Consider the following 25,297-nt stretch of genomic DNA (forward strand, 5'->3'; position numbering starts at 1 on the left):
AATCGGCTGTCTAATCGGCAGTTTTCACTCTTCTTTTTTAAGGATCTAACAATGGCAGAACGTAAATATTTCGGTACGGACGGTGTACGAGGCAAAGTAGGACAATTTCCTATTACTCCCGATTTTGCATTAAAACTCGGTTGGGCGGCAGGTAAAATTTTGGCAACCCAAGGTACTAAACAAGTGCTAATCGGTAAAGATACCCGTATTTCAGGTTATATGTTGGAATCGGCATTAGAAGCGGGGCTTGCAGCGGCAGGTCTTTCCGCTGCATTTGTCGGTCCAATGCCGACTCCCGCAATCGCATATCTTACGCGTACTTTCCGTGCCGAAGCGGGTATTGTGATTTCCGCATCACATAACCCATATTACGATAATGGCATTAAATTCTTCTCAAGTGTCGGGGAAAAATTACCGGACGAAGTGGAAGAAGCAATCGAAGCGTTATTAGATCAACCGATGGATTGCGTTGAATCCGCGCAATTAGGTAAAGCCATGCGCATTAATGACGCAGCTGGTCGTTATATCGAATTCTGCAAAGGAACATTCCCGGCAAATGCCAGCCTGAAAGGTTATAAAATCGTGGTGGACTGTGCAAACGGCGCAACTTACCACATCGCACCGAATGTAATGCGTGAACTTGGTGCGGAAGTAATTGAAATCGGTACCAAGCCGGACGGTTTAAATATCAATGAAAAATGTGGTGCGACTGATATTAAAGCGTTACAAAAAGTGGTGGTTGAATCAGGTGCGGACGTCGGTCTGGCTTATGACGGTGACGGCGACCGCATTATGATGGTGGATCACTTAGGTAATAAAGTGGATGGCGACCAAATTCTGTTTATTATTGCGCGTGAGGCATTGCGTTCAGGTAAATTACACGGCGGTGTGGTCGGCACCTTGATGAGTAATATGGGCTTGGAAGTAGCGTTAAAACACTTGGCGATTCCGTTTACTCGTGCGAACGTCGGCGACCGTTACGTGCTTGAGCAGCTAAAAGAAAAAGGCTGGAAATTAGGCGGCGAAAACTCCGGTCATATTATCGTGTTAGATAAAAACACCACCGGTGACGGTATCATCGCTTCGCTTGAAGTGCTTGCCGCAATGGAAGCGCATAAAATGAGCTTAAATGATCTTGCGCGTGCCGTGCCGCTATTCCCGCAAGTGTTAATCAACGTCCGCTTTGAAGGCGGTAAAAATCCGTTGGAAAGCGATGCGGTTAAAGCAGTAGCGGCAGATGTGGAAAAACGTTTAGCCGGTAAAGGACGTATTCTTTTACGTAAGTCCGGCACCGAGCCGTTAATTCGTGTGATGGTGGAATGCGAAGACGGTGCGTTGGCACAAAGCTGTGCGGAAGAAATCGTCGAAGCGGTTAAAAGCAACTAACTGATGACAAGCGGTCGAATTTTTGCAAAAATTTGCGGAAATTCGACCGCTTTTCTTATCACTAACGACTGATGTTTGTACGATAACGAACAAAAGTATCGTGTTTACCTATATCTTAAAATAATACTAATTAAAAAGGATGGATTATGACCCAACAAGAAATGAAAAAAATTGCCGCTCAAGCTGCGCTTCAATTCGTCAAACCGGATACCATCGTGGGGGTGGGTAGCGGTTCTACCGTAAACTGTTTTATCGATGCGTTAGCCTCTATGAAAGATCAAATTAAAGGTGCGGTTGCCGCCTCCAAAGCGTCCGAAGAACGTTTACGTGCGATCGGCATCGAAGTATTCAATGCAAATGAAGTCAGCGAATTGGACGTTTATATCGACGGTGCGGATGAAATTACCCCTCAAGGCGCAATGATTAAAGGCGGCGGTGCGGCATTAACCCGAGAAAAAATCGTTAGCTCGCTGGCGAAAAAATTCGTTTGTATCGTGGACGGTTCAAAACAAGTGGACGTATTAGGCACAACCTTCCCGTTACCGGTCGAAGTGATCCCGATGGCACGTTCGTATGTCGCCCGTCAATTAGTGGCATTAGGCGGCTCGCCGGAATACCGTGAAGGCGTGGTCACCGATAACGGTAATGTAATTTTAGACGTGCATAATTTCCACATTATCGAACCGCTTAAAATGGAACATACCATCAATAACATCGCCGGTGTGGTCACTAACGGAATCTTTGCGCAACGCTATGCGAACGTAACCATTGTCGGTACGCCGGAAGGTGCGAAAATTATTGAATAAATTCGCTATTCACTATCTTAAAACACACGAAAATTTTTCTTGATTTGTTATGACGATAACTTCTATCAAATTCAAAAATTTTTCGTGTGTTTATCTTTATAAAATGGTAAAACAACAAAAGACAAGCACAACAGGAATCTAGTATGACAGTTCAAATTGATAAATCAAAAATTAAATTTCTCTTACTTGAAGGTGTACACCAAAATGCGTTAGATGTGTTACAAGCGGCAGGTTATACCAATATCGAATATCATAAAAAAGCGTTGGACGGCGAAGAATTAATTAATGCGATTAAAGATGCGCATTTCGTCGGCTTACGTTCTCGTACTTACCTAACCAAAGAAGTTCTCTCACACGCCAAAAACCTCGTGTCGATCGGTTGTTTTTGTATCGGTACCAACCAAGTCGATTTAAAAGAAGCGAAACGTCTCGGTATTCCGGTATTTAACGCACCGTTTTCAAATACACGTTCGGTAGCGGAATTAGTGTTAGCGGAAATTATTCTTTTGATGCGTCAAGTGCCGAAAGCGAATGCCGAAGTACATCGCGGTGTGTGGAACAAATCTGCTGCCGGCTCAAACGAAGTGCGCGGTAAAAAATTAGGGATTATCGGTTACGGTCATATCGGATCGCAATTAAGTGTGATGGCGGAATCTATCGGTATGCAGGTTTATTTTTACGATATCGAGAACAAACTGCCGTTAGGTAACGCACAACAAATTGCAAGCTTAAACGAGCTGCTTGCCGGCTGCGATGCGATTTCGCTACACGTACCGGAAAACGCCTCAACCAAAAATTTAATGAATGCGGATCGTATTGCGCAATTAAAAGAAGATTCGGTATTAATTAATGCCGCTCGCGGTACGGTGGTGGATATTGACGCTTTAGCGGCACGCTTAGCGCAAGGTACGTTACGTGGTGCGGCGATTGACGTATTCCCGGAAGAGCCGGCTTCAATCAATGATCCGTTTGAATCACCGCTACGCCAATTCGATAATGTGATTTTGACACCGCATATCGGCGGTTCAACCGCAGAAGCGCAAGCGAATATCGGTACGGAAGTGGCAAACAAATTCGTGAAATATGCGGATAACGGTTCAACCCTTTCCGCGGTGAACTTCCCTGAAGTATCATTACCGATTCTGCATAGCGATGCGAAACGCTTGTTACATATTCACGAAAACCGTCCGGGTATTTTAAATAAGATCAACCAAGTATTCGTCGATGGCAACGTGAATATCGCCGGTCAGTATCTACAAACCGATCCGAATATCGGTTATGTGGTTATTGATGTGGAATTGGACGATGCAAGCGAAGCGTTAGAACGCTTACAACAAATTGACGGCACAATCAAAGCCCGTGTGATTTCATAATATTTATACAAAATGACAAGCGGTGAAATTTGCAAAGTTTTATGCAAATTTCACCGCTTATTTTTTATCTGCCGATTATTTCAAGCACTGGCTGAATTCATCGGCAATCGCTTGTAAGAATTGCGAGTAAGCCGTTTGGCTTAATTCGATTTTCGCACCAAGCGGATCTAATTGTCCGACTTTAACTTGCGTACCTTTGCTGAGACTTTCAATCACTTTCGGGGTAAATTGAGGTTCAGCAAATAAACATTGCGCTTTATGAGCCGCAACATTTTTCTTAATTACGCTTAACGTTTTCGCCCCCGGCGCTACGCTCGGGTTAATCGTAAACGACCCTAATGAGGTTAATCCGTAAGCACGTTCGAAATAGCCGTAAGCATCATGGAAAGTATAATAACCTTTACCTTTTACTGCTGCTAATTGATTGCGAATTTGTTCGTTTTTAGCGATTAAATTTGCTTTAAATGTTGCAAGGTTTTCCGCAATTTTCGCTTTTTGTTCCGGTAATTGTGCGCTTAGACGTGCTGCGATTTGTTCCGCCGCGGCAAGGCTTGCTTCCGGTGAGAACCAAATATGCCAATCTTTATCATGGCTATGCCCTTCGTGATCATGGTGATGATCATGCCCTGCATGGTCGTGTTTATGATCGTCGTGATCATGTTCATGTTTTTCAGTCGCATCAACAATCGCTTTAATTGCCGGTACACCGTCTAAACTAAGCACTTTCTCTTTCGGTAATTTGTCGATACTTTTTTCTAAAAACGTTTCTAAATCTTCACCCACCCAAACTACGAGTTGCGCTGATTTTAACTGTTCTACGTCAGACGGTTTTAAACTGTAATCGTGCGGAGAAGCGGTCACCGGTAATAAAACCTTGCTTTCCGTTACGCCTTCCGTAATTGCGCTTGCAATAAAGCCTAACGGCTTTATCGTTGTGAGTACGTCTGCATTCGATACCGCAGTTGCTCCTAACATGGCTAACGCCAACGTAGTTTTTTTAAACATAGTATTCTCCTCTTAGAATAAAGTTGAGCGATTCTATCAAACTTTTATGAAATTATCATACACTTTCTCATAATTTTTTTATGGGTATTTTTCATTGATTGTTTTCTATATACTAGCGGTCGAATTTTTCTGATTTTTTACCTATATGAAATACAAAGATTTACGTGAATTTTTAACATTACTGGAAGGCCAAGGCGAACTGGTTCGTATAAAACAAGAGATCGATCCTTATCTTGAAATGGCGGAAATTTCCGACCGCACTTTACGTAAGGGCGGGCCGGCGATTTTATTTGAAAACCCGAAAGGCTACCGAATGCCGGTGCTGTGTAATTTATTCGGCACGCCGAAACGTGTCGCATTAGGTATGGGGCAAGAAGATACGCACGCCTTACGAGAGCTGGGGAAATTATTGGCGTTTCTCAAAGAGCCTGAGCCGCCGAAAGGTTTTAAAGAGCTGATCGGGCAATTACCGCAATGGAAACAAGTGCTGAATATGCCGAGCAAAGTCTTGGGTAAAGCGGATTGCCAACAAGTGGTATTAAGCGGCGATGAGGTGGATCTGTATAAATTACCGATTATGCATTGTCACCAAGGCGATGTCGCACCGCTTGTCACTTGGGGATTAACCATTACTCAAGGGCCTTATAAAAAACGCCAAAATCTTGGGATTTATCGCCAGCAGCTGATCGGCAAGAACAAGCTGATTATGCGTTGGTTATCGCATCGTGGCGGGGCGTTGGATTTCCATGAATGGAAGGAAACCAATCCGGATAAACCGTTTCCGGTTTCGGTCGCTATCGGTGCTGATCCGGCAACCATTTTAGCGGCGGTTACACCGATTCCCGATACCTTATCGGAATATGCGTTCGCCGGTTTATTACGCGGTCAGAAAACCGAGGTAACCAAGTCCATTAGTAATGATTTGGAAATACCGGCAAGTGCAGAAATTGTATTGGAGGGTTATATCGACCCGAATGAAACGGCACTGGAAGGCCCTTACGGTGATCATACCGGCTATTACAATGAACAAGAGTATTTTCCAGTATTTACCGTTACGCATATCACTATGCGTCGTGATGCGATTTATCACTCGACTTACACCGGTCGCCCGCCGGATGAACCGGCAGTTCTCGGCGAAGCGTTAAACGAAGTGTTTATTCCGATTTTGCAAAAGCAATTTCCGGAAATCGTGGACTTCTATCTACCGCCGGAAGGCTGTTCCTACCGCCTTGCAGTAGTGACGATAAAAAAACAATACGCCGGTCATGCAAAACGGGTGATGATGGGTGTTTGGTCGTTCCTTCGCCAGTTTATGTACACCAAATTTGTGATTGTTTGCGATGACGATGTAAACGCAAGAGACTGGAAAGACGTGATTTGGGCGATTACCACGCGTTGTGACCCGAGCCGAGATACCACCTTGATTGATCATACACCGATTGATTATTTGGATTTCGCTTCACCGATTGCGGGCTTGGGCTCAAAAATGGGCATTGACGCAACCAATAAATGGCCGGGCGAAACCAGCCGTGAATGGGGTACACCGATTAAAAAAGATCCGAATGTTGTTAAACGTGTTGATGAAATTTGGGATCAATTAGGGCTATAACTTTAACAATACGGTGAAAGATCTGCTGAAAATCACAAGAGCAAGCGGTTAAATTTCCTTAAAAATTTACCAAATAAAAACAGCTTATTTCAGCAGCTTTCGCCGTGTTTGATTTTTATTTTCTATTACCATTTATTAAAGGAGAACTTATGTTACTGGTAAATCTTACCTTTATTAGCTTTTTTATTGTCCGTTTGTATAGTTTGAGCATTTCGATTAGAAATGAGAAAGCACTTATCCAAAAAGGTGCTACGCAACACGGCAGTAAAAATTCAAAACTGTTATCTATTGTACATGTATTGTTCTATTTTTCTACATTATTTGAAGCGAATTATTTTGCTTATCATTGGGATTATCTCAGCACGATCGGTGCAATTACCTTATTTTTCGCCTATATTGCGCTCTTTTGGGTGATCAACGAATTAAAAGAAATTTGGACGGTAAAACTCTATATTTTACCAAACCATAAAATTAACACTTCAACCTTATTCAGAACGATTAAACACCCTAACTATTTCCTCAATATCATTCCGGAATTAATTGGCGTGGTGCTACTTTGTCATGCATGGAACACATTGATGTACTTATTCCCTATTTACCTCGTTGTGTTAGGTATTCGCATTTATCAAGAAGAAAAAGTGATGAAGCCGCTGTTTGAGCAGGTAAAATAAGTAAGGGGACGATATGTCCCCTCTCTTATCACGCTTTATTATCTATATGTAATAATCGATTACTCAGTTCATTTTTTTCTTCAAGTAATAAATTGCGGATAAAACGTATGAGAAATTCCGTGTTTTCATAAATGCCTTTAGCAAGATTATTATAGTTTGCTCGTACCAAGGCATTACGGAAATACCATGCATTTTCGGCAAAAATATCATTGGTTGCATTGAAGCCCAAAGTATGAAGATATTTGATAAAGAATACGGCGGTAGTTCTGGTATTTCCTTCTTCAAAACAGTGAATTTGCCATAATTGTGCGATAAATTGTGCCAAATGCTCAATAATTTGGTCGATTGATAGCCCTTTATAGCTGAATTTACGTTCTTGAGCTAAATCGTATTCTAAAGTTGCCAACAATTCGGAAGCCATGCCGTAAGTCACTGTAGCGCCGTCTAATACCCACTCTTTTTTCGTGATGTTATAAGTTCGCAATTGTCCGGCGTGTGGATAAATATCCTGAAACAGATATTTGTGAATGACTAAATATTGATTCGCATTGAATGAAAAAGCTGGCTCAGAGAGCAATTTGGCAATGCGTACCGAAACTTTATCCGCTTCTTCGGTACGATTTTCAATTTCTTTTGTCGGATTTGCTTGGTAATAACCTTCGATCCACTGTTCCGCAGTTTCAAACGAGATTTGGCCTTCAATATGTTTAATCGCCGTTTCTCGTAAATAGGGAGAAGGTTTTAGCCCATCGACATCTTGTAAACCAATAGCGGTTTGCCAAGCATAGCTTTTCTCTCGTTTGGAAGGTTCGAGATGGCGGATATATTCAGCGAAGGGATCTTGGGTCATATCAGGATTCTCATAAGTTTGAATAGCGATATTTTAATTGGAACAAGAGTAAAGACAAGCGGTTAAATTTGCAAAATTTTCTGCAAATTTGACCGCTTGCTTTTATGGTTTAATTACTCATTCTCGGCTTGGATATGATCTGGGGCTAAATCGTAGCCGTCTTTCGGTTTACGTTGATATTCCGGATTAAGTAACTGATTGATTTCGTACCAAGGCACGGTCAGGCTGATCTCACCTTCAGCGAATGAACCTAACGCATACGGCGGATAAATAAATTTCACCCCATCATCGGTAAACAGGAAATCTTCCGAAACGTAAAAGTCTTGTTTCGGCGTAAATGTTTCGCGCTTACCGTTTACATCCGGTAGAGTACGTTGTTCATAATAACCCCACAACATAGCGAATAATTCCACTTGTTTTGCCGGCGAAAGTAAATCATCCAGTAAAATAATCCGTTTTTTGTTCACATCGACATTAAAATACTTGGTATGGTAATTGTTATGTGCACCGCCGCTGTATTCGTCATAGTTTTGGAAAAAAGTCACGATATTATGACGTTGTCCTAAATAAATGGTTTCGGCGGTGCGGGAAATGCCGAGTGTCATTCCTTCTTTTAAAGTTTCTAAACTTTCCTGATAATCTTTTTCTAATACCGTTTTCAACTGATTTAACTCGTCACCGGTTATTGCATTGCGATCAATTTTACTGTCGGCATCCGCCGTAACAGGCTGGTAGCTGATTAAAATCTGTTTCGCCAATAAATTATCCAACCATTCAAAACCGGTTTTAGCAAGACTGACAAAATAATATTGTTCGGCGGAAAGAATCGCTTGTTCTTGCTTGGCTTGCGACTTGAATTTTACTCGTTCGGTTTTGGCAAAAAACGGATAGATTTCAACATTTAATGCAGGAAAAGAAGCTAATGCGGAATCCGCTTTTCCCGCAATCGATTGCCGAAAAGCGGTCAATTCTTGCTGAGATTTTGCAAGTTGTTCATCTAATTGGATAATTTTTTGTTCCGCTTGTTGTAATTTCTCGGTTAATGCCTGCGTATTTTTATCATCACAAGCGGACAGTACGAATATCCCTGAAAACAGTAGCGCAAGTGCCGTTTTGTTCATCATAAACTCCTTAATTAAAGCGGTTAAATTACCGACAAAAATAACAAAAACACCATAAATTGCAATCATTTTCCTATTTTTCACGCAGCCGAACCTACGATATTTACCTTGCCTATTACAGGGTTAAAATGCGATAATAAAACGCTTTTTTGTCCGGCGAAATTGTCGGACTATTTGCAAAAAACAATGAAAAAAGCACCGCTTGCCAATCAGCAAATACGCAAGTCTAAGTGATTGATTTTGCAGTTCGTTCGAGACAAGAAAAATGAAACGTAAGACAAAAACGTCACCTTGAGCCGGCTTAATTAAAACCTACTTTCGACAGTCGGGAGACTGCCCCTCAAATCCGAGAAGAATACACAGGTATTCTATGTAACAAAATGGATTTAACTTTGCGCATTACTGCCATATAAAAGGACGTTTAATTCTGCCGGCAATCTAAAAACAAAAATGAAAAATGAGAACACAAAATGAAAAGAATGTTAATCAACGCAACGCAAAAAGAAGAGTTGCGTGTTGCGCTCGTTGACGGGCAACGTTTATTCGATTTAGATATCGAAAGCCCGGGACACGAACAAAAAAAATCCAATATCTACAAAGGGAAAATTACCCGTATCGAGCCAAGTCTTGAAGCCGCATTCGTAGATTACGGTGCGGAACGTCACGGTTTCCTTCCGTTAAAAGAAATCTCTCGCGAATACTTCCCTGCGGATTACGTATTCAACGGTCGCCCGAATATCAAAGATATTATCAAAGAAGGGCAAGAAGTGATCGTGCAAGTGAGTAAAGAAGAACGCGGCAATAAAGGCGCTGCGCTCACCACATTTATCTCGCTTGCCGGTAGTTATTTAGTGTTAATGCCAAATAACCCGCGTGCGGGCGGTATTTCTCGCCGCATCGAAGGCGACGAACGCTTGGAATTAAAAGAAGCGTTAGATTGCTTGGACGTGCCGGAAGACGTCGGTTTAATCGTACGTACTGCCGGTGTGGGTAAATCGCCGGAAGAACTTCAATGGGACTTAAAAGTTCTGTTACATCATTGGGAAGCGATCAAAAAAGCAGCGGAATCTCGTCCTGCACCATTCCTTATCCATCAAGAAAGTGATGTGATTGTGCGTGCGATCCGTGATTACCTCCGCCGTGATATCGGTGAAATCTTAATTGATAACAAAAAGATCTTCGAAAAAGCAAAAAATCATATTCGTTTAGTGCGCCCTGATTTTATTAATCGTGTGCGTTTATACGAAGGCGAAGTGCCGCTATTCAGCCATTATCAAATCGAATCGCAAATCGAATCGGCGTTCCAACGTGAAGTGCGTTTACCGTCCGGTGGTTCAATCGTTATCGACGTGACCGAAGCATTAACGGCGATTGACATTAACTCGTCACGCTCAACCCGCGGCGGCGATATCGAAGAAACTGCGTTAAATACCAACTTAGAAGCGGCGGACGAAATCGCACGTCAATTACGTTTACGCGACTTAGGCGGTTTGATTGTCATCGATTTTATCGATATGACTCCGGTTCGTCACCAACGCGAAGTGGAAAACCGTATCCGTGAAGCGACACGCCAAGATCGTGCACGTATTCAGTTCAGTCGTATTTCACGTTTCGGCTTATTAGAAATGAGCCGTCAGCGTTTAAGCCCGTCACTCAGCGAAGCATCAAGCCATGTATGTCCTCGTTGCCAAGGTACGGGTAAAGTACGTGATAACGAATCTATCGCACTTTCAATTTTACGTTTATTGGAAGAAGAGGCGATCAAAGAAAATACCGCACAAGTTCACACCATCGTGCCGGTACAAATTGCCTCTTACTTACTCAACGAAAAACGTAAAGCGATTTCAAGTATTGAGAAACGCCACGATGTACAAGTGGTGGTTGTACCGACAGAAAGCATGGAAACACCGCATTTCAGCGTCTATCGTTTACGTGAAAACGAAGTGCTACCGACACTGAGTTATGATTTAGCGAAGCATTATCATGATCGTGAAGAAGATACTCAACTAAATACACATACAGTTTCAGAAGAAGTATTAGTAACACGTAATGAGCCGGTTATTACGGTGGAATCCGTATTACAAAGTTCCGAGTTAAATCTTCAACCGGCACCGACACCGGTAGAGCCGGCAAAACCTTCGCTCCTAAGTCGCTTAATTGCAAAAGTGAAAAGTTTCTTCGTACCTGAAGAAAAAGCGGAAGAAAAACCGAAGCCGAAAGCACGTAACCAGCGTGATCGTCGTAATCGTCGCGAACGTCCGAATCGTGCTGATCGTCAAGAGCGCAAACAAACGCAAGCGCAAGACGAGCAAAAAGCGCAACGTCAGGAACGTAATCAAGAACGTAATGAGGCGAAAAAAGCGCGCCGCCAAGTAGTTGAAGAAGTTGCCGGTGTTCAAGAAACACAAACGGAACAACGTTCGAACAAAGACAACGCGACGACAGAACGCCGCCAACGTCGTGATTTACGTAAAAAAGTACGCGTAGAAAACGTTGAAGCATCGGTTGCCACCACTGAGCCGAGTACGCAACCGATTGAAGAAAAAGTGCAAAATATCGCGCAAATTCAACCGCTTGTCGCACAAGAAACTCAACCTGAAACAGTTAATGAAGAACGTCAAGATGTTCGTGAAAACGGTCGTCAGCGTCGTCTTCCTCGTCATCTTCGCGTAGGTAACCAACGCCGTCGAGACAACAATAACCGTAAAGAAAATGTTGTGGCGGCAATGCCTTTAGCGGCGGCGGTTGCATCGCCGGAAATGGCAAGCGGTAAGATTTGGGTGAAATTCAGCGAACCGGTTTCTACAAATAAACCGAATAGCAAAGCGGAAGAAAAACCACGTTTCTTATCGGTAGATGAAATGCTTGAGCAACAAACTACGGAAGTAAACGAACCGATTGTAGAAAGCAATATCGAGAACAATAGCGCAAGTTCCGTTGCGCCGGTTGTCGGCTTTATTAAACAGCAATCGGATCGTGATTTGGTTAAAGAAAACAAAGCGCGTTTACACTATCAGGTTGAAGAAAACGAACAAGCGGACGAACAACTGGTTGAAAAAGCAATGGCAAAACACGTTGCGCCGTTAGGCGGTTTTGTTTCTCAACATTCTGATCGTGATCTTGTTAAAGAGAAGAACGAACGAGTACAAAAATTCCAAGCGCAAGCGACACAAGCCCCGGCAATTGGAAATGCTACGGCGGAAGCTATTAGCGTGCCGGTTTCCAATTACCAAAGCGACTATAACTTTAACGGTCGTTTAGGTACATTCTCTCGAGTAATGCACACTAAAGCCGAAATGACGGTTGCTTCTGCGCCGGAAAAAGCGTTGGAAACAGTTACGGTAAACGAATGGACTCAATCAAAATACTATTTCTACGGAAAAGGTTTTGGCGGACATTCAAGTGCGGTGAGCCATGTTCACTCCGCCCCTCGTGTTGCCAATACGGATCATGAATAACAGATAATCTTTTGGATCGAAAGCCGATTGAAACTTCAATCGGCTTTTTTCATCAAAAAGCAATATTTTCGGAAACTTATTTTATAAACTGTGTTCTAAGTACTATGAGCGTGCTTGATTTAAAGTAGGCATTATTAATTTTTTACATAAGGAAACAAAAATGAAAAAATCTCTATTAGCATTAGTATTAGGTGCAACATTAACATTAGCGGCTTGTGATCAAGCTAACCAAGCGAAAGATGCAGCTGCAGCTAAAATGGAAGACGCTAAAGCTGCAACTCAAGACGCTGCTAAAGCAATGGCTGACAAAGCAACCGAAATGAAAGATGCGGCTGCAACTAAAATGGAAGACGCTAAAGCTATGACGCAAGACGCTGCTAAAGCAATGGCTGATAAAGCAACCGAAATGAAAGATGCAGCGGCAACTAAAATGGAAGACGCTAAGGCTATGACGCAAGACGCTGCTAAAGCAATGGCTGATAAAGCAACCGAAATGAAAGATACGGCTGCAACTAAAATGGAAGACGCTAAAGCTATGACGCAAGATGCTGCTAAAGCAATGGCTGATAAAGCAACTGAAATGAAAGATGCGGCTGCAACTAAAATGGAGGCAGGCGCTGAAGCGGTAAAAGAAAAAGCGGCTGAAGTAAAACAAGCAGTTGAAACTAAATAATTCTTGCTAAGGTATCTCCAAACCAAAGCAAAAAGCCCGCAAAAAATTGCGGGCTTTCTTTTAGCTATAAAACAACTGCTAGATAATACAGATAAAAAAGCGGTCAAATTTGACCGCTTTTTTACTACTTACTTCGATCAAAGATTTTCAATCGCTTGGTATTGCGTTTGAAGTTTCTCTAAACCGTTTTGGTACTCTTGCATTTTTTCACGCTCTTTAGCAATGACTGCTTCTGGTGCTTTTGCCACAAAGGCTTCGTTGCTGAGTTTGTTTTCAATGCGAGTGATTTCACCACGCATTTTCTCGATTTCTTTGGTTAATCGAGCAAGCTCTGCTTCTTTGTTGATAAAGCCAGCCATTGGGATAAGCACTTCCACATTACCGACTAATTTCGCGACTGAAAGCGGTGCATTTTCGTCCGCACTTAGCACTTGTACGCTATCTAATTTCGCCATTGCTTTTAACAAGCGGTCATTTTCCGCAAGAATTTTGCGTTGCTCGTCAGATACGTTGCGAACAAGGAATTCTAAGCCTTTGCTTGGTGCAATGTTGCTTTCCGCACGGATATTACGCACAGCGATGATTAACTCTTTAATCCAGCCGATTTGCGCTTCCGCCGCTTCGTCTAATTCGCTTTCCACGACTTTCGGGAACGGTTGTAACATAATGGTATCAGCGTCAATGCCCGCAAAACCTTTCACTTTCTGCCAAATTTCTTCGGTGATGAACGGCATAATCGGGTGTGCTAAACGTAATAATTTTTCAAGTACGCGTACGAGCGTTTGGCTTGCACCACGTTTTTGTGCTTCAGTACCGTTTGCGAATACCGGTTTAGTGAGTTCTAAGTACCAGTCGCAGAACTCATTCCATGTGAAGTCGTAAATGGCATTTGCCGCTAAGTCGAAACGATATTGGCTTAATGCCTCACGGAATGTACCAACTGTGCGGTTGAACGTAGATTCAATCCAGCGATCCGCTAAACTGTATTCTACTTCGCCTGCTGATAAGTCCAGTTTGTCATTGGTTAATACGAAACGGCTTGCATTCCACAATTTGTTGCAGAAGTTGCGGTAGCCTTCTAAGCGTTTCATATCCCAGTTGATGTCACGACCGTTGCTCGCTAATGCAGCAAGCGTGAAACGCAATGCGTCCGTACCGTGAGCAGCAATACCGTTTTCGAACTCTTTGCGAGTTGCTTTAGCAATTTTTTCCGCAAGTTGTGGTTGCATCATATTGCCGGTACGTTTTTCGAGTAAATCTTCAAGGGAGATACCGTCAATCATATCGATCGGGTCAAGTACGTTACCCTTAGACTTCGACATTTTTTGACCTTGTTCGTCACGGATCAAACCGGTTACATATACGGTTTTGAACGGAACTTGCGGTTTGCCGTTTTCATCTTTCACAAAGTGCATTGTGAACATAATCATACGCGCAACCCAGAAGAAAATGATGTCAAAACCAGTAATTAACACGTCAGTCGGGTGGAACATTTTCAGCTCTTTGGTTTGCTCCGGCCAACCTAAAGTTGAGAACGTCCACAAGCCTGATGAGAACCAAGTGTCTAGCACGTCTTCATCTTGTTTTAATGGTAAATCCGCTGGTAAGTTGTGTTTTGAACGCACTTCTTCTTCGCTACGAGCCACATACACATTGCCCGCTTCGTCATACCACGCAGGGATACGATGCCCCCACCATAATTGGCGAGAAATACACCAGTCTTGAATATCACGCATCCAAGAGAAGTAAAGGTTTTCGTATTGTTTTGGTACGAATTGAATTTCGCCGTCTTCCACCGCTTTGGTTGCTACTTCCGCAAGCGGTTTCACGCTCACATACCATTGGTCGGTTAGCATTGGCTCGATTGGCACGCCACCACGGTCACCGTAAGGCACTTTCAAATCGTGCGGTTTGATTTCGTCTAATAAACCTAACGCTTCAAAATCCGCCACTACTTTTTTGCGTGCAGCGAAACGCTCTAAGCTTTGATAATCCGCAGGAATTTTGGCTTCGTAAGTCGTTAACGGTTTACCGTCTGTGCCGATAATTTCCGCTTCGGCACGGATATCCGCATTCATCGTCATCACGTTTACCATTGGCAAGCTGTGACGTTTACCCACTTCATAGTCATTGAAGTCGTGTGCAGGGGTAATTTTCACTACACCTGTACCAAACTCACGATCAACGTATTCGTCTGCTACGATTGGAATTTCACGGTTTGCAAGCGGTAATACCACGGTTTTACCGATTAATGATTGATAACGTTCGTCTTCCGGGTGAACCGCTACCGCCGTATCACCAAGTACAGTTTCAGGACGAGTGGTCGCCACGACTAAATAATCTTTACCGTCTGCGGTTTTCGCACCGTTTGCTAACGGATAGCGGAAATGCCAAAGTGAACCTTTGCTCTCTTTGTTTTCCACTTCTAAATCTGAAATTGCGGTGTGAAGTTTCGGATCCCAGTTTACGAGGCGTTTACCACGGTAAATCAAGCCTTCTTCGTGTAAGCGAACGAACACTTCTTTTACCGCATTCGATAAGCCTTCGTCCATGGTGAAACGTTCACGATCCCAGTCGATTGAGTTGCCTAAACGACGCATTTGTTGGCTGATTGTACCGCCTGAATACGCTTTCCAATCCCAGATTTTGTTGATGAAAGCTTCACGTCCATAATCGTGGCGAGTTTTGCCTTCTTCCGCTGCGATTTTACGCTCTACCACCATTTGGGTTGCGATACCCGCATGGTCTGTACCGGTTTGCCAAAGGGTATTGTTACCTTCCATACGGTTGAAACGGATTAAAGTATCCATCAAAGTTTGTTGGAAAGCGTGCCCCATATGCAATGAACCGGTTACATTCGGCGGTGGAATTGCGATACAGTAACTTGGCAGTGAAGGATTCTCAGTCGGCTTAAAATAGCCCTGTTCTTCCCAGTGTTTATAAAGTGCTTGTTCAACCGCTGAAGAATCAAAGCGGTCTGCCATTTGGAGGTTTTTTGTCATTTATATATGTTCTCTTCGTACTAGATGTAAAATATTTTGTTATTTATTATTACGCCATTTATCTATGTAATATAATACTACACAATTTATTACTACCATAATGCAACAAACGATAAAAAAATCACCAATTTTCCACATAATAATTTTTCCTATTATGATTAATTTCTAAGTTATGAAACTACGAGTTAGTACACTCAAAAGCATATTTTTGAGCTTGCTGTTTAGACAATGCTAAGTAAGTGCCACTAGAATGAAATAATTGCGCTCTATCTTTTAATATATTAAACAGATAGTAATTCCTAAATGTTCCCGCTTGTGTTGCTCCAATAAAAATTTCTGTACTATCTGATAAATCATTTAGTAACATTCTATCGAATCTAAAATCCTGTAAATTATCCAATAAACATTTTTCAACACTATCTTGTTTTTCGGGTTGGAAAAAGTATCAGAATTGCTAAGAATTTATTCATTTTGGTTCTCTCTATTAAACTATTCTTAGCCCACGCACGGCAAGCCGTACGTGGTTACGATCAGCCTTCGGCTGAGTGAGCCACGCTGTGGCTCGGTTTTCAAATCTCTCCCACCCCCTCTTTGCTAAAGAGGGGGGTTGCCTTGTGGCAATGTGGAGATCGCTATTCTTTCTCTAAACTAGTCCCCCTCTTTAGTAAAGAGGGGATAGGGGAGATTTGTCCACCACCATATTCCAATGCGGTATGCTATTTTTCCTGTAAATCGCCGAAACAGCTTAAAATTTCCAGCCTTAGTGGGGCTGAACTATGTGTAACCTAGTACATGCTAGGACTTTCCAATGCTGTTTTGACTTCTTCACACCACTTCGGCAATTCCTCAACCCATTGCGTTAATTCATTTTCACTAAGGTGAAAAACTAAATTTGGGGCTTCGCCTGAATTGTCGTAGATAAATACTTCATCGCAAAGCGGTAAGATTTTGGTTAAATTTTGCAAACTGATGTTGTATCGATTTCGGATAGTTTCCTCATCAATAAAATGTCCGCCGCTTACGACTCTGGCTTTTACTCGGTCTATGTTAATCGAAACGCTATTCACGCAAACATAATTTAAGCGCACAAAAAAGCCATTTTCTTTCGCTGTTTTAATTCTCTGTAAAATGGAATTACCCGATAGCGTAGATTCCATAGAAAACGAAATTTGCTGCCTAATCGCAAATTTAAATAATTCAATCGCTTTCCTGCCTGTTGACTATCTACTGCACGGGGATTTTCAGGGCTAATTTGCATTGCGATATGGTCTGAATCAATCACAATCTGCACTGTATCTTTGTTAAAACCACGCAAGGTTGTTTTTCCTGCACCGTTTGTTCCGCAGTAGAAAATCGCTAAATTATTTTGCATATTCAATCACTTCTTCGTGTCCGTCAGGATAATGTCGAACAATATTTCCATTCGGTCGCTGAAATGTTAGCACTTCACGCTTTTTCTTATCGTCCATCCACGCCTTAAATTGAATTTGTAGTTGGCGTTGTTGTTCTTTAATTTGTTCAATTTTGGTCATTTTCTTTCTCCAAAATTTGTAGATTTTTGCGGAAATTTGACCGCTCTTTTTCCACGCACGGCAAGCCGTACGTGGTTAGGATCAGCCTTCGGCTGAGTGAGCCACGCTGTGGCTCTGTATTTTATCTAGCTTCCAGCCCTAGTGGGGCTGAATTATGCTTAATTAAAAACCATATCAAGATGAGGAATATTATCTTCTAAATAAATTCCGGAAGTCGCTGTGAACCCAAGGCTTTTATAAAATCCTTGTAAATAACTTTGCGCTTGGATTTTGATTGGTTTTACGGATTTCTCGGCAAATTCGACCGCTTGTAACATCAATTCACGAGCTAAACCTGCTCCACGATATTCTTTTGCCACCAATACTCGCCCGATTTTTATATAATCTTTGCAAGGGATTATGCGACAGTAAGCGGTCAAATTCTCATTATTCTTTGCAAATAAATGCGTGGCAATAAGATCTAACTCATCCACTTCCTGATAAGGACAATTTTGTTCCACTACAAACACGGCGGTACGTAACTTGTAAATTTCAAACAATTCTCTTGTAGATAATTGTGAAAAGGTTTTGCAATACCACATTTACGCTTGTTCCGTTTCCAATTGCCAACCCAATTGTCGGTACTGTTTGTAACGCTCGCGTGCCTGTACTTTTTCCGTTTCATTTGCCGGTACGAAGTCAATAATCTGATTAAAACTGTTGATAAAATCCGGTACGGCTGTTTGTAACGAAATCAATAAATCTCGGCGTTGTGCATTACGCTTGCCTTTCCATGAAATTTCTATCGGTGTAGCGTATTGCGTGACTTCGCCGGAAAGATTATGCGGCACAAACGAATCCGGATCTCTTGCCCATAACGCTTCGTCGATATTCAAGGCTTGCTGTTCGGTTTCGCAGGCAATCAGCACACGTTTACCCAAACGCCATGCATTCGCCGCCAAATCACACGCCATTGTCTCAGCGGCGGAAAGGTTTTCCCGTTCCGTCTGGCTTAACAGGTAAAATTTAACTTGTTTCATTGCCTAGCCCTGAATAGAAAAGAATACAAAAGAGTAAGATTTTATCCGAAAATGAGGAAAATTTGAAATGTAAGCGGTAAGTTTTACTCGTTTTTTTGCAAAACTTTCGTGAAAAATAACCGCTTATTAGGGAAAAGAATACCTTGATGGGTTGCAAGCTAAAATTGAACTTATTTTTCCGTCGTTAATCTAACGCAGCGACCGGCTATTTCAATCACGTTAGAATGATGTAGAATATAGTCTCCCTTAAACCTAACTTTAGAGGACTTTACCATGGGTTTATTTGATTTTGCAGCCAATATCGGCAAAAAACTTTTCAATAAAGAAGAAGAAGCGTCACAAGCGGTAACCGAACACTTAAACGAAGATAATCCGGGTGTCGAGAACGTTCAAGTTACCGTTGAAAACGGTGTGGCGAACTTAACCGGTATTGCGGCTACGGCGGCAGCGGTAGAAAAAGCGGTATTAATGGCAGGTAACATCGAAGGTATTTCGGAAGTGAAAATCGACGGTGTTCAAATTGCGAACGGCGAAGCGCTTGCCGGTGACGATGAGTTCTACGTGATTCAAAAAGGCGATACTTTATGGGAAATCGCAACCAAAGCGTACGGTAACGGTGCAAAATATAAAGCGATCGTTGAAGCGAACAAAGAAGTAATCAAAGACGAAAATAAAATCTTCCCGGGTCAAAAAATCCGTATTCCTAAAGGTTTATAATCGTTAAAGTCGGAAAGACAAAACAAACGATATTAATTGCAAAAAATCAGTAAGATTTAACCGCTTAACGGCTAAATTTTGCTGATTTTTTTAATTATTTATTGTTCGGAATCCTATTATCCCTCGACAGATCATTGACATAACGTTACAATGCACGTCTATTTCTGTATCTTTTATATACCCCCAACTTGAGGTTTAAGAATGTCAATTTCTATTGAAACTTTAGAAGGCTTACAACGCCGTGTAACGATTACCGTAGCTGCAGACAAAATCGAAGCGGCTTATAAAGAACAATTAAAAGGCTATGCGAAAAACGCTCGTGTAGACGGTTTCCGTAAAGGTAAAGTGCCGCACGCAATTATCGAACAACGTTTCGGTTTAGCGGCTCGCCAAGACGTATTATCCGATGAAATGCAACGTGCGTTCTTTGATGCGGTAATCGCAGAGAAAATCAACCTTGCAGGTCGTCCTACCCTCACACCGAACAACTACCAACCGGGTCAAGAATTCAGCTTCACAGCAACGTTTGAAGTATTCCCGGAAGTTGAATTAAAAGGTTTGGAAAACATCGAAGTTGAAAAACCGGTTGTAGAAATCACAGAAGCTGATTTAGACAAAATGATCGATGTTTTACGTAAACAACAAGCGACTTGGGCTGAATCTCAAGAAGCTGCGCAAGCGGAAGACCGTGTTGTAATCGACTTCGTCGGTTCTGTTGACGGTGAAGAGTTTGAAGGCGGTAAAGCGACAGACTTCACTTTAGCAATGGGTCAAGGTCGTATGATCCCTGGTTTCGAAGAAGGTATCGTTGGTCACAAAGCGGGCGAACAATTCGATATCGATGTCACTTTCCCTGAAGAATACCACGCTGAAAACTTAAAAGGTAAAGCGGCGAAATTCGCAATCACACTTAAGAAAGTAGAAAACATCGTATTACCTGAATTAACAGAAGAATTCGTGAAAAAATTCGGTGCGGCGAAAACCGTTGAAGAATTACGTGCGGAAATTAAGAAAAATATGCAACGTGAACTTAAAAATGCGGTAACCGCACGCGTTAAAAACCAAGTAATCAACGGCTTAATCGCACAAAACGATATTGAAGTACCGGCTGCAGCGGTAGCGGAAGAAGTGGACGTATTACGTCGTCAAGCAGTTCAACGATTCGGAGGTAAACCGGAAATGGCTGCACAATTACCGGCGGAATTATTCGAAGCGGATGCAAAACGTCGTGTTCAAGTAGGTTTATTACTTTCAACCGTAATCGGTACTAACGAATTAAAAGTTGATGAGAAACGTGTTGAAGAAACGATTGCTGAAATCGCTTCGGCTTACGAACAACCAGCTGAAGTTGTTGCTCACTATGCGAAAAACCGTCAATTAACCGAAAATATCCGTAACGTGGTATTAGAAGAACAAGCGGTTGAAGTAGTGCTTGCGAAAGCGAAAGTAACCGAAAAAGCGGCATCTTTTGACGAAGTAATGGCTCAACAAGCTCAAGGCTAATTCTCAAATAGAAAGCTCTCCGTTTCGGAGGGCTTTTAATTAGCATTTTACAAGCGGTTGATTTTAGGAAAAAATTTGCAAAAATTTCTCTAAAAATGACCGCTTTCTTTTTAACAAGAAGAGAATTTAGTCATGGATTTAACATTTACTCAACAGCTCCAGCAATTTATTGCGGCTCATCCTATTTTAATTTTTGCATGGGTTGCTTTAGTCGTTGCGGTTTTATTTAATTTTTATAAAGGCGTAACCAGCAAATATAAAATCGTTGAAAACGCCCAAGCGACGCAATTAGTCAATAAAGAAGAAGGTATTTTCCTCGATCTACGTTCGGAAGATGAATTCCGTGCAGGTCATATCGTTGAAAGTCACCATATTCTTCCAAGTGAAATCAAAGCAAATAATGTCCACCCGATCGAGAAGTATAAAGATCGTCCAGTTATCTTAGTCGATAGCAACGGTTTCTCCGCTGGCTCAAGTGCGGATTTACTTGCCAAACAAGGTTTCGCTAAAGTATATGTATTAAAAGAAGGTATTTTAGGCTGGAAAGCCGCTAATCTTCCGACGGTTAAAAAACATAAATAATTTAGATAAATTAAAGGAAATATTATGGCTGAAGAAAACCAAGTTGCCGCTCAAGAAGAAGCTCAAACTCCGTTCGAACTTCAAATTCAGCGCATCTATATCAAAGACGTTTCATTCGAAGCTCCGAATCTACCGACAATTTTCCATCAAGAGTGGAAACCTCAGTTAGGTTTTGAACTTGATACGGAAACCAAACAGTTAGATGAAGATCTTTATGAGGTGGTATTGCACATCAATGTTTCGACTACATTAGAAGATAGCGGCGATACCGCTTTCATCTGTGAAGTGAAACAAGCGGGCGTGTTCACGATTAAAGGCTTAGAAGGCATTCAATTGGCACACTGTCTAGCGTCACAATGCCCGAACGTGCTTTATCCTTACGCACGTGAATTAATTGCAAGCCTAGTTAATCGCGGTACCTTCCCTGCGTTAAATTTATCACCGGTAAACTTCGATGCGTTGTTTATGGATTACTTACAACGTCAAGAAGCGGAACAAAACGCGGAAGCACCTGCAGTAAACTAATCTCTTTTAAGGTATGCAAATTGCATACCTTTTCTTTTCTCCACCCAATTCATAACTCAAAACTTTGCATAGGTTTAAATAAGCATAATTGACGGATTTATCTCAAATGATATATTGAGCTTCATTATTTAGCAGCCTATACGAATGCTAATTTCAACATATTTCATCAGATAAGGACAATATAATGAGTGAAATGTATTCGGCGCCCGTTACGGTTTTAGGAGCCGGTTCTTACGGTACAGCTTTAGCAATCGCACTTGCACGTAACGGACATAAAACCTACCTATGGGGACATCAACCTGAAAAAATGGCGATATTAGCGGCTGAGCGTATGAATAACACTTTTTTGCCGGATATTGCTTTTCCCGACGCCTTAGAAATTGAAAGTGATTTGGTTCAAGCTATTGCAAAAGTAAGAGATATTTTAATTGTTGTGCCTAGCCATGTGTTTGCCGACGTATTAACCCAAATAAAGCCGCTACTAAATGCTCATCACCGCATTATGTGGGCAACCAAGGGGTTGGAACGTAATACCGGAAGACTATTACAAACCGTAGCGCAAGAAATTCTTGGCAATCAATATCCGTTAGCGGTACTTTCCGGCCCGACCTTTGCCAAGGAGTTGGCTCAAGGCTTACCGACAGCTATTGCATTGTCCTCAAATAACGACCGATTTGCCGATGAAATGCAACAACGTATCCATTGTTCTAAAGCATTCCGAGTTTATTTAAATAACGATATGATTGGCGTGCAATTAGGCGGTGCGATTAAGAATGTGATCGCAATCGGGGCGGGAATTTCCGACGGTATGGGATTCGGTGCCAATGCAAGAACGGCACTGATTACACGAGGTTTAGCGGAAATCAGTCGTTTAGGCGCATCACTCGGTGCCAATTCGAATACCTTTATGGGTATGGCGGGACTTGGCGATTTAGTACTTACCTGTACTGATAACCAATCACGCAATCGCCGTTTCGGCCTAATGCTCGGACAAGGAAAATCCACCGAACAAGCTATGGCGGAAATCGGGCAAGTGGTAGAAGGCTTCTACAACACGAAAGAGGCATATTTACTGGCGCAAAACCAAGGAGTGGAAATGCCGATTGTCGAACAAATTTACCAGATGTTATTCTGCGCTAAAAACGCACACGATGTTGCTACAAGTCTATTAGGGCGTGAGCGTAAAGGTGAATAAAGAGGTTTTACATGAACGAAAGTGAACTTAATCAAATTTGGAAAAATATCAGAGAAGAAGCGCAAGAACTAGTAGAAAATGAACCGATGCTTGCCAGCTTTTTCCATGCCACAATTCTAAAACATAGTAATTTAGGCGGATCATTAAGTTATATCTTAGCCAATAAATTGGCTAATCCGATTATGCCGGCAATTGCCTTAAAAGAAATTATTGAAGAGGCTTATCAAGCTAACCCGCAGATTATTGCCAGTGCCGCTTGTGATATTGAAGCGGTTCGTACTCGAGATCCGGCGGTAGATAAATGGACAACGCCTTTACTCTATTTAAAAGGTTATCATGCAATCCAAAGCTATCGTGTTACTCATTACCTTTGGCAACAAGGACGTAAAGCGTTAGCTATTTATTTACAAAATGAAATTTCCGTCGCATTTGACGTGGATATTCATCCGGCGGCTAAACTGGGTTGCGGTATTATGTTTGACCACGCAACGGGTATTGTAGTCGGTGAAACAGCGGTAATTGAAAATGATGTGTCGATTTTACAAGGCGTAACGCTTGGCGGTACCGGTAAAGAACACGGTGATCGCCATCCGAAAATTCGTGAAGGCGTAATGATTGGTGCCGGTGCGAAAATCTTAGGTAATATCGAAATCGGGCGCTATTCAAAAATCGGAGCGAATTCGGTCGTGTTACAGCCTGTGCCTGATCACGCAACCGCTGCAGGCGTACCGGCCCGAATTATCGGACAATCCTCCGTGCAAAAACCGGCTTTTGATATGAACCAATATTTTGAAGATATCGAAGGGACTTATGGGGACGGAATTTAGCCGTTAGCAAAATGTCATAAAAATCAGACCGTTTATTCACAACAAGCGGTCTTTTTCATTGCCTTTCTTATCCGTTTCTTATGATTTTCAGCATCTTTATCATAATCGGCATAACTAACCCATTACCTTAACACCCATCATAAAAAACAAAAAGGCGTGCCTTTCAACACGCCTTCTCTTTTAGCATTTCGCTTCAAATATTAAGCTAAAACTTAATTATTTGATGATTTTCGCTACAACGCCCGCACCTACTGTACGACCACCTTCACGAATCGCAAAACGTAAACCTTCGTCCATCGCGATTGGGTGAATTAAGCTCACTGTCATTTTGATGTTGTCGCCCGGCATTACCATCTCAACACCTTCCGGTAACTCGATTGTACCTGTTACGTCCGTTGTACGGAAGTAGAACTGTGGACGGTAACCTTTGAAGAATGGAGTATGACGACCACCTTCTTCTTTTGATAATACGTAAACTTCTGATTCGAAGTCTGTGTGCGGAGTGATTGTACCCGGTTTCGCTAATACTTGACCACGTTCGATTTCTTCACGTTTTGTACCACGTAATAAGGCACCAACGTTTTCACCCGCACGACCTTCGTCTAATAATTTACGGAACATCTCAACACCGGTTACGGTTGTTTTCGTAGTTTCTTTGATACCTACGATTTCAACTTCTTCACCTGATTTGATGATACCACGTTCAACACGGCCTGTTACTACTGTACCACGACCAGAAATCGAGAATACGTCTTCGATTGGTAATAAGAACGGTTTATCAATCGCACGCTCTGGTTCCGGAATATAAGTATCTAAGTGGTGTGCTAACTCAAGAATTTTTTCTTCCCACTCCGGCACGCCGTTTAACGCTTGTAACGCTGAACCACGTACGATTGGTGTGTCATCACCCGGGAAATCGTATTGAGAAAGAAGTTCACGCACTTCCATTTCTACTAATTCTAATAACTCTTCGTCATCTACCATGTCGCATTTGTTTAAGAATACGATGATGTATGGTACGCCTACTTGGCGACCTAATAAGATGTGCTCACGAGTTTGTGGCATCGGACCGTCTGTCGCTGCTACTACTAAGATTGCACCGTCCATTTGCGCCGCACCGGTAATCATGTTTTTAACATAGTCCGCGTGTCCCGGGCAGTCAACGTGTGCGTAGTGACGTGTTTCTGTATCGTACTCAACGTGTGATGTGTTGATGGTGATACCACGTGCTTTTTCTTCCGGTGCATTATCGATTTGGTCGAATGCACGAGCCGCACCACCGAAGTGTTTTGATAATACGGTAGTGATTGCTGCTGTTAAAGTTGTTTTACCATGGTCAACGTGGCCGATTGTACCCACGTTAACGTGCGGTTTTGTACGTTCAAATTTTTCTTTAGACACTTTGATAGCTTCCTAGAAATAAGCCTCCGCCCTATTGCCGAG

At 42.2% G+C, this 25,297-nt stretch carries 21 protein-coding genes and 1 pseudogene; 13 read left to right on the forward strand and 9 right to left on the reverse strand.

Features of this window, described 5'->3' with window-relative positions; genetic code table 11:
- Positions 1-51 precede the first annotated feature (51 nt).
- The 3 genes from glmM (at position 52) to serA (ending at position 3,565) form a co-directional block, all read left to right on the forward strand.
- Positions 52-1,386: a phosphoglucosamine mutase gene (gene glmM / locus DY200_RS07430; protein WP_005598675.1), complete on the forward strand. Its 1,335-nt coding sequence runs from the start codon at positions 52-54 to the stop codon at positions 1,384-1,386.
- Positions 1,387-1,532: 146 nt separating this feature from the next.
- Positions 1,533-2,192, forward strand: coding sequence for a ribose-5-phosphate isomerase RpiA (rpiA, locus tag DY200_RS07435; protein WP_005598674.1), 660 nt, complete (start codon positions 1,533-1,535; stop codon positions 2,190-2,192).
- Positions 2,193-2,335: 143 nt separating this feature from the next.
- Positions 2,336-3,565: a phosphoglycerate dehydrogenase gene (serA, locus tag DY200_RS07440; RefSeq protein ID WP_115587525.1), complete on the forward strand. Its 1,230-nt coding sequence runs from the start codon at positions 2,336-2,338 to the stop codon at positions 3,563-3,565.
- A gap of 75 nt (positions 3,566-3,640) precedes the next feature.
- Here the strand turns inward: serA and znuA are convergent, their stop codons facing one another.
- Positions 3,641-4,570, reverse strand: coding sequence for a zinc ABC transporter substrate-binding protein ZnuA (znuA, locus tag DY200_RS07445; RefSeq protein WP_115587526.1), 930 nt, complete (start codon positions 4,568-4,570; stop codon positions 3,641-3,643).
- A 145-nt stretch (positions 4,571-4,715) separates the two neighbouring features.
- Here znuA and ubiD point away from each other — a divergent pair, with 145 nt between their 5' ends.
- Positions 4,716-6,179, forward strand: coding sequence for a 4-hydroxy-3-polyprenylbenzoate decarboxylase (gene ubiD, locus DY200_RS07450; RefSeq protein ID WP_115587527.1), 1,464 nt, complete (start codon positions 4,716-4,718; stop codon positions 6,177-6,179).
- A 149-nt stretch (positions 6,180-6,328) separates the two neighbouring features.
- On the forward strand, positions 6,329-6,850 hold the full coding sequence (locus tag DY200_RS07455) for an isoprenylcysteine carboxyl methyltransferase family protein (RefSeq protein WP_115587528.1): 522 nt from the start codon (positions 6,329-6,331) through the stop codon (positions 6,848-6,850).
- Between the two features lie 28 nt (positions 6,851-6,878).
- On the opposite strand, the gene DY200_RS07460 is transcribed toward DY200_RS07455, so the two are convergent.
- Both DY200_RS07460 and DY200_RS07465 read right to left on the reverse strand, forming a co-directional pair.
- Positions 6,879-7,700 carry a Fic family protein gene (locus DY200_RS07460; RefSeq protein WP_115587529.1) on the reverse strand — a complete coding sequence of 274 codons (822 nt, stop codon included), beginning with the start codon at positions 7,698-7,700 and terminating at the stop codon, positions 6,879-6,881.
- A gap of 113 nt (positions 7,701-7,813) precedes the next feature.
- Positions 7,814-8,890: an RsiV family protein gene (locus tag DY200_RS07465; protein ID WP_172539916.1), complete on the reverse strand. Its 1,077-nt coding sequence runs from the start codon at positions 8,888-8,890 to the stop codon at positions 7,814-7,816.
- 401 nt (positions 8,891-9,291) lie between these two features.
- On the opposite strand from DY200_RS07465, the gene rne reads away from it, so the two are divergent.
- Together rne and DY200_RS07475 are read left to right on the forward strand one after the other, a co-directional pair.
- Complete coding sequence (rne, locus tag DY200_RS07470; RefSeq protein WP_172539917.1) at positions 9,292-12,279, forward strand: ribonuclease E; 2,988 nt, start codon at positions 9,292-9,294, stop codon at positions 12,277-12,279.
- Positions 12,280-12,439: 160 nt separating this feature from the next.
- Entirely contained in the window at positions 12,440-12,952 is a 513-nt protein-coding gene (locus DY200_RS07475; RefSeq protein ID WP_115587531.1) for a histone H1 family protein, read from the forward strand.
- 137 nt (positions 12,953-13,089) lie between these two features.
- Here the strand turns inward: DY200_RS07475 and DY200_RS07480 are convergent, their stop codons facing one another.
- The 5 genes and pseudogenes from DY200_RS07480 to DY200_RS07500 form a co-directional block, all read right to left on the reverse strand.
- Positions 13,090-15,954 carry a valine--tRNA ligase gene (locus DY200_RS07480; protein ID WP_115587532.1) on the reverse strand — a complete coding sequence of 955 codons (2,865 nt, stop codon included), beginning with the start codon at positions 15,952-15,954 and terminating at the stop codon, positions 13,090-13,092.
- Positions 15,955-16,739: 785 nt separating this feature from the next.
- Positions 16,740-17,326: pseudogene (locus DY200_RS07485) on the reverse strand (ATPase).
- Positions 17,316-17,486 carry a hypothetical protein gene (locus DY200_RS10705; protein ID WP_164550519.1) on the reverse strand — a complete coding sequence of 57 codons (171 nt, stop codon included), beginning with the start codon at positions 17,484-17,486 and terminating at the stop codon, positions 17,316-17,318. Before DY200_RS10705 ends, DY200_RS07485 begins: the two are co-directional and overlap by 11 nt.
- A 158-nt stretch (positions 17,487-17,644) precedes the next feature.
- On the reverse strand, positions 17,645-18,067 hold the full coding sequence (locus DY200_RS07495; RefSeq protein ID WP_115587533.1) for a GNAT family N-acetyltransferase: 423 nt from the start codon (positions 18,065-18,067) through the stop codon (positions 17,645-17,647).
- Entirely contained in the window at positions 18,068-18,505 is a 438-nt protein-coding gene (locus tag DY200_RS07500) for a DNA polymerase III subunit chi (protein ID WP_005602168.1), read from the reverse strand.
- A gap of 273 nt (positions 18,506-18,778) precedes the next feature.
- On the opposite strand from DY200_RS07500, the gene lysM reads away from it, so the two are divergent.
- The 6 genes from lysM (at position 18,779) to cysE (ending at position 23,854) form a co-directional block, all read left to right on the forward strand.
- Positions 18,779-19,222, forward strand: a complete 444-nt coding sequence (gene lysM / locus DY200_RS07505) for a peptidoglycan-binding protein LysM (protein WP_005598764.1) — start codon at positions 18,779-18,781, stop codon at positions 19,220-19,222.
- 201 nt (positions 19,223-19,423) lie between these two features.
- Positions 19,424-20,725 (forward strand): trigger factor, encoded by a 1,302-nt coding sequence (gene tig, locus DY200_RS07510; protein ID WP_115587534.1) that lies wholly within the window; start codon positions 19,424-19,426, stop codon positions 20,723-20,725.
- Between the two features lie 132 nt (positions 20,726-20,857).
- On the forward strand, positions 20,858-21,307 hold the full coding sequence (locus DY200_RS07515) for a rhodanese-like domain-containing protein (protein ID WP_115587535.1): 450 nt from the start codon (positions 20,858-20,860) through the stop codon (positions 21,305-21,307).
- 24 nt (positions 21,308-21,331) lie between these two features.
- Complete coding sequence (gene secB, locus DY200_RS07520; RefSeq protein ID WP_115587536.1) at positions 21,332-21,832, forward strand: protein-export chaperone SecB; 501 nt, start codon at positions 21,332-21,334, stop codon at positions 21,830-21,832.
- Positions 21,833-22,016: 184 nt separating this feature from the next.
- Positions 22,017-23,027, forward strand: coding sequence for an NAD(P)H-dependent glycerol-3-phosphate dehydrogenase (gene gpsA / locus DY200_RS07525; RefSeq protein ID WP_115587537.1), 1,011 nt, complete (start codon positions 22,017-22,019; stop codon positions 23,025-23,027).
- An 11-nt stretch (positions 23,028-23,038) separates the two neighbouring features.
- Positions 23,039-23,854 (forward strand): serine O-acetyltransferase, encoded by an 816-nt coding sequence (gene cysE, locus DY200_RS07530; RefSeq protein WP_115587538.1) that lies wholly within the window; start codon positions 23,039-23,041, stop codon positions 23,852-23,854.
- 216 nt (positions 23,855-24,070) lie between these two features.
- Here cysE and tuf read toward each other — a convergent pair whose 3' ends face one another.
- A complete protein-coding gene (gene tuf, locus DY200_RS07535; RefSeq protein ID WP_009875214.1) occupies positions 24,071-25,255 on the reverse strand; it encodes an elongation factor Tu in 1,185 nt (394 codons plus the stop codon).
- Between the last annotated feature and the right edge of the window lie 42 nt (positions 25,256-25,297).

It is taken from the genome of Actinobacillus lignieresii (genome assembly GCF_900444945.1).
In the GTDB taxonomy this organism is placed as follows: domain Bacteria; phylum Pseudomonadota; class Gammaproteobacteria; order Enterobacterales; family Pasteurellaceae; genus Actinobacillus; species Actinobacillus lignieresii.

Excerpts from the sequence above, each read along its gene's own strand:
- glmM (WP_005598675.1), top strand. The coding sequence starts at position 52 with ATGGCAGAACGTAAATATTTCGGTACGGACGGTGTACGAGGCAAAGTA.
- serA (WP_115587525.1), top strand. The coding sequence starts at position 2,336 with ATGACAGTTCAAATTGATAAATCAAAAATTAAATTTCTCTTACTTGAA.
- DY200_RS07460 (WP_115587529.1), bottom strand. The coding sequence starts at position 7,700 with ATGACCCAAGATCCCTTCGCTGAATATATCCGCCATCTCGAACCTTCC.
- DY200_RS07475 (WP_115587531.1), top strand. The coding sequence starts at position 12,440 with ATGAAAAAATCTCTATTAGCATTAGTATTAGGTGCAACATTAACATTA.
- DY200_RS07515 (WP_115587535.1), top strand. The coding sequence starts at position 20,858 with ATGGATTTAACATTTACTCAACAGCTCCAGCAATTTATTGCGGCTCAT.
- DY200_RS07480 (WP_115587532.1), bottom strand. The coding sequence starts at position 15,954 with ATGACAAAAAACCTCCAAATGGCAGACCGCTTTGATTCTTCAGCGGTT.
- cysE (WP_115587538.1), top strand. The coding sequence starts at position 23,039 with ATGAACGAAAGTGAACTTAATCAAATTTGGAAAAATATCAGAGAAGAA.
- gpsA (WP_115587537.1), top strand. The coding sequence starts at position 22,017 with ATGAGTGAAATGTATTCGGCGCCCGTTACGGTTTTAGGAGCCGGTTCT.
- ubiD (WP_115587527.1), top strand. The coding sequence starts at position 4,716 with ATGAAATACAAAGATTTACGTGAATTTTTAACATTACTGGAAGGCCAA.
- DY200_RS07500 (WP_005602168.1), bottom strand. The coding sequence starts at position 18,505 with ATGAAACAAGTTAAATTTTACCTGTTAAGCCAGACGGAACGGGAAAAC.
- rpiA (WP_005598674.1), top strand. The coding sequence starts at position 1,533 with ATGACCCAACAAGAAATGAAAAAAATTGCCGCTCAAGCTGCGCTTCAA.
- secB (WP_115587536.1), top strand. The coding sequence starts at position 21,332 with ATGGCTGAAGAAAACCAAGTTGCCGCTCAAGAAGAAGCTCAAACTCCG.
- DY200_RS07465 (WP_172539916.1), bottom strand. The coding sequence starts at position 8,890 with ATGATTGCAATTTATGGTGTTTTTGTTATTTTTGTCGGTAATTTAACC.
- rne (WP_172539917.1), top strand. The coding sequence starts at position 9,292 with ATGAAAAGAATGTTAATCAACGCAACGCAAAAAGAAGAGTTGCGTGTT.
- DY200_RS07495 (WP_115587533.1), bottom strand. The coding sequence starts at position 18,067 with ATGTGGTATTGCAAAACCTTTTCACAATTATCTACAAGAGAATTGTTT.
- DY200_RS07455 (WP_115587528.1), top strand. The coding sequence starts at position 6,329 with ATGTTACTGGTAAATCTTACCTTTATTAGCTTTTTTATTGTCCGTTTG.
- DY200_RS10705 (WP_164550519.1), bottom strand. The coding sequence starts at position 17,486 with ATGACCAAAATTGAACAAATTAAAGAACAACAACGCCAACTACAAATT.
- lysM (WP_005598764.1), top strand. The coding sequence starts at position 18,779 with ATGGGTTTATTTGATTTTGCAGCCAATATCGGCAAAAAACTTTTCAAT.
- znuA (WP_115587526.1), bottom strand. The coding sequence starts at position 4,570 with ATGTTTAAAAAAACTACGTTGGCGTTAGCCATGTTAGGAGCAACTGCG.
- tig (WP_115587534.1), top strand. The coding sequence starts at position 19,424 with ATGTCAATTTCTATTGAAACTTTAGAAGGCTTACAACGCCGTGTAACG.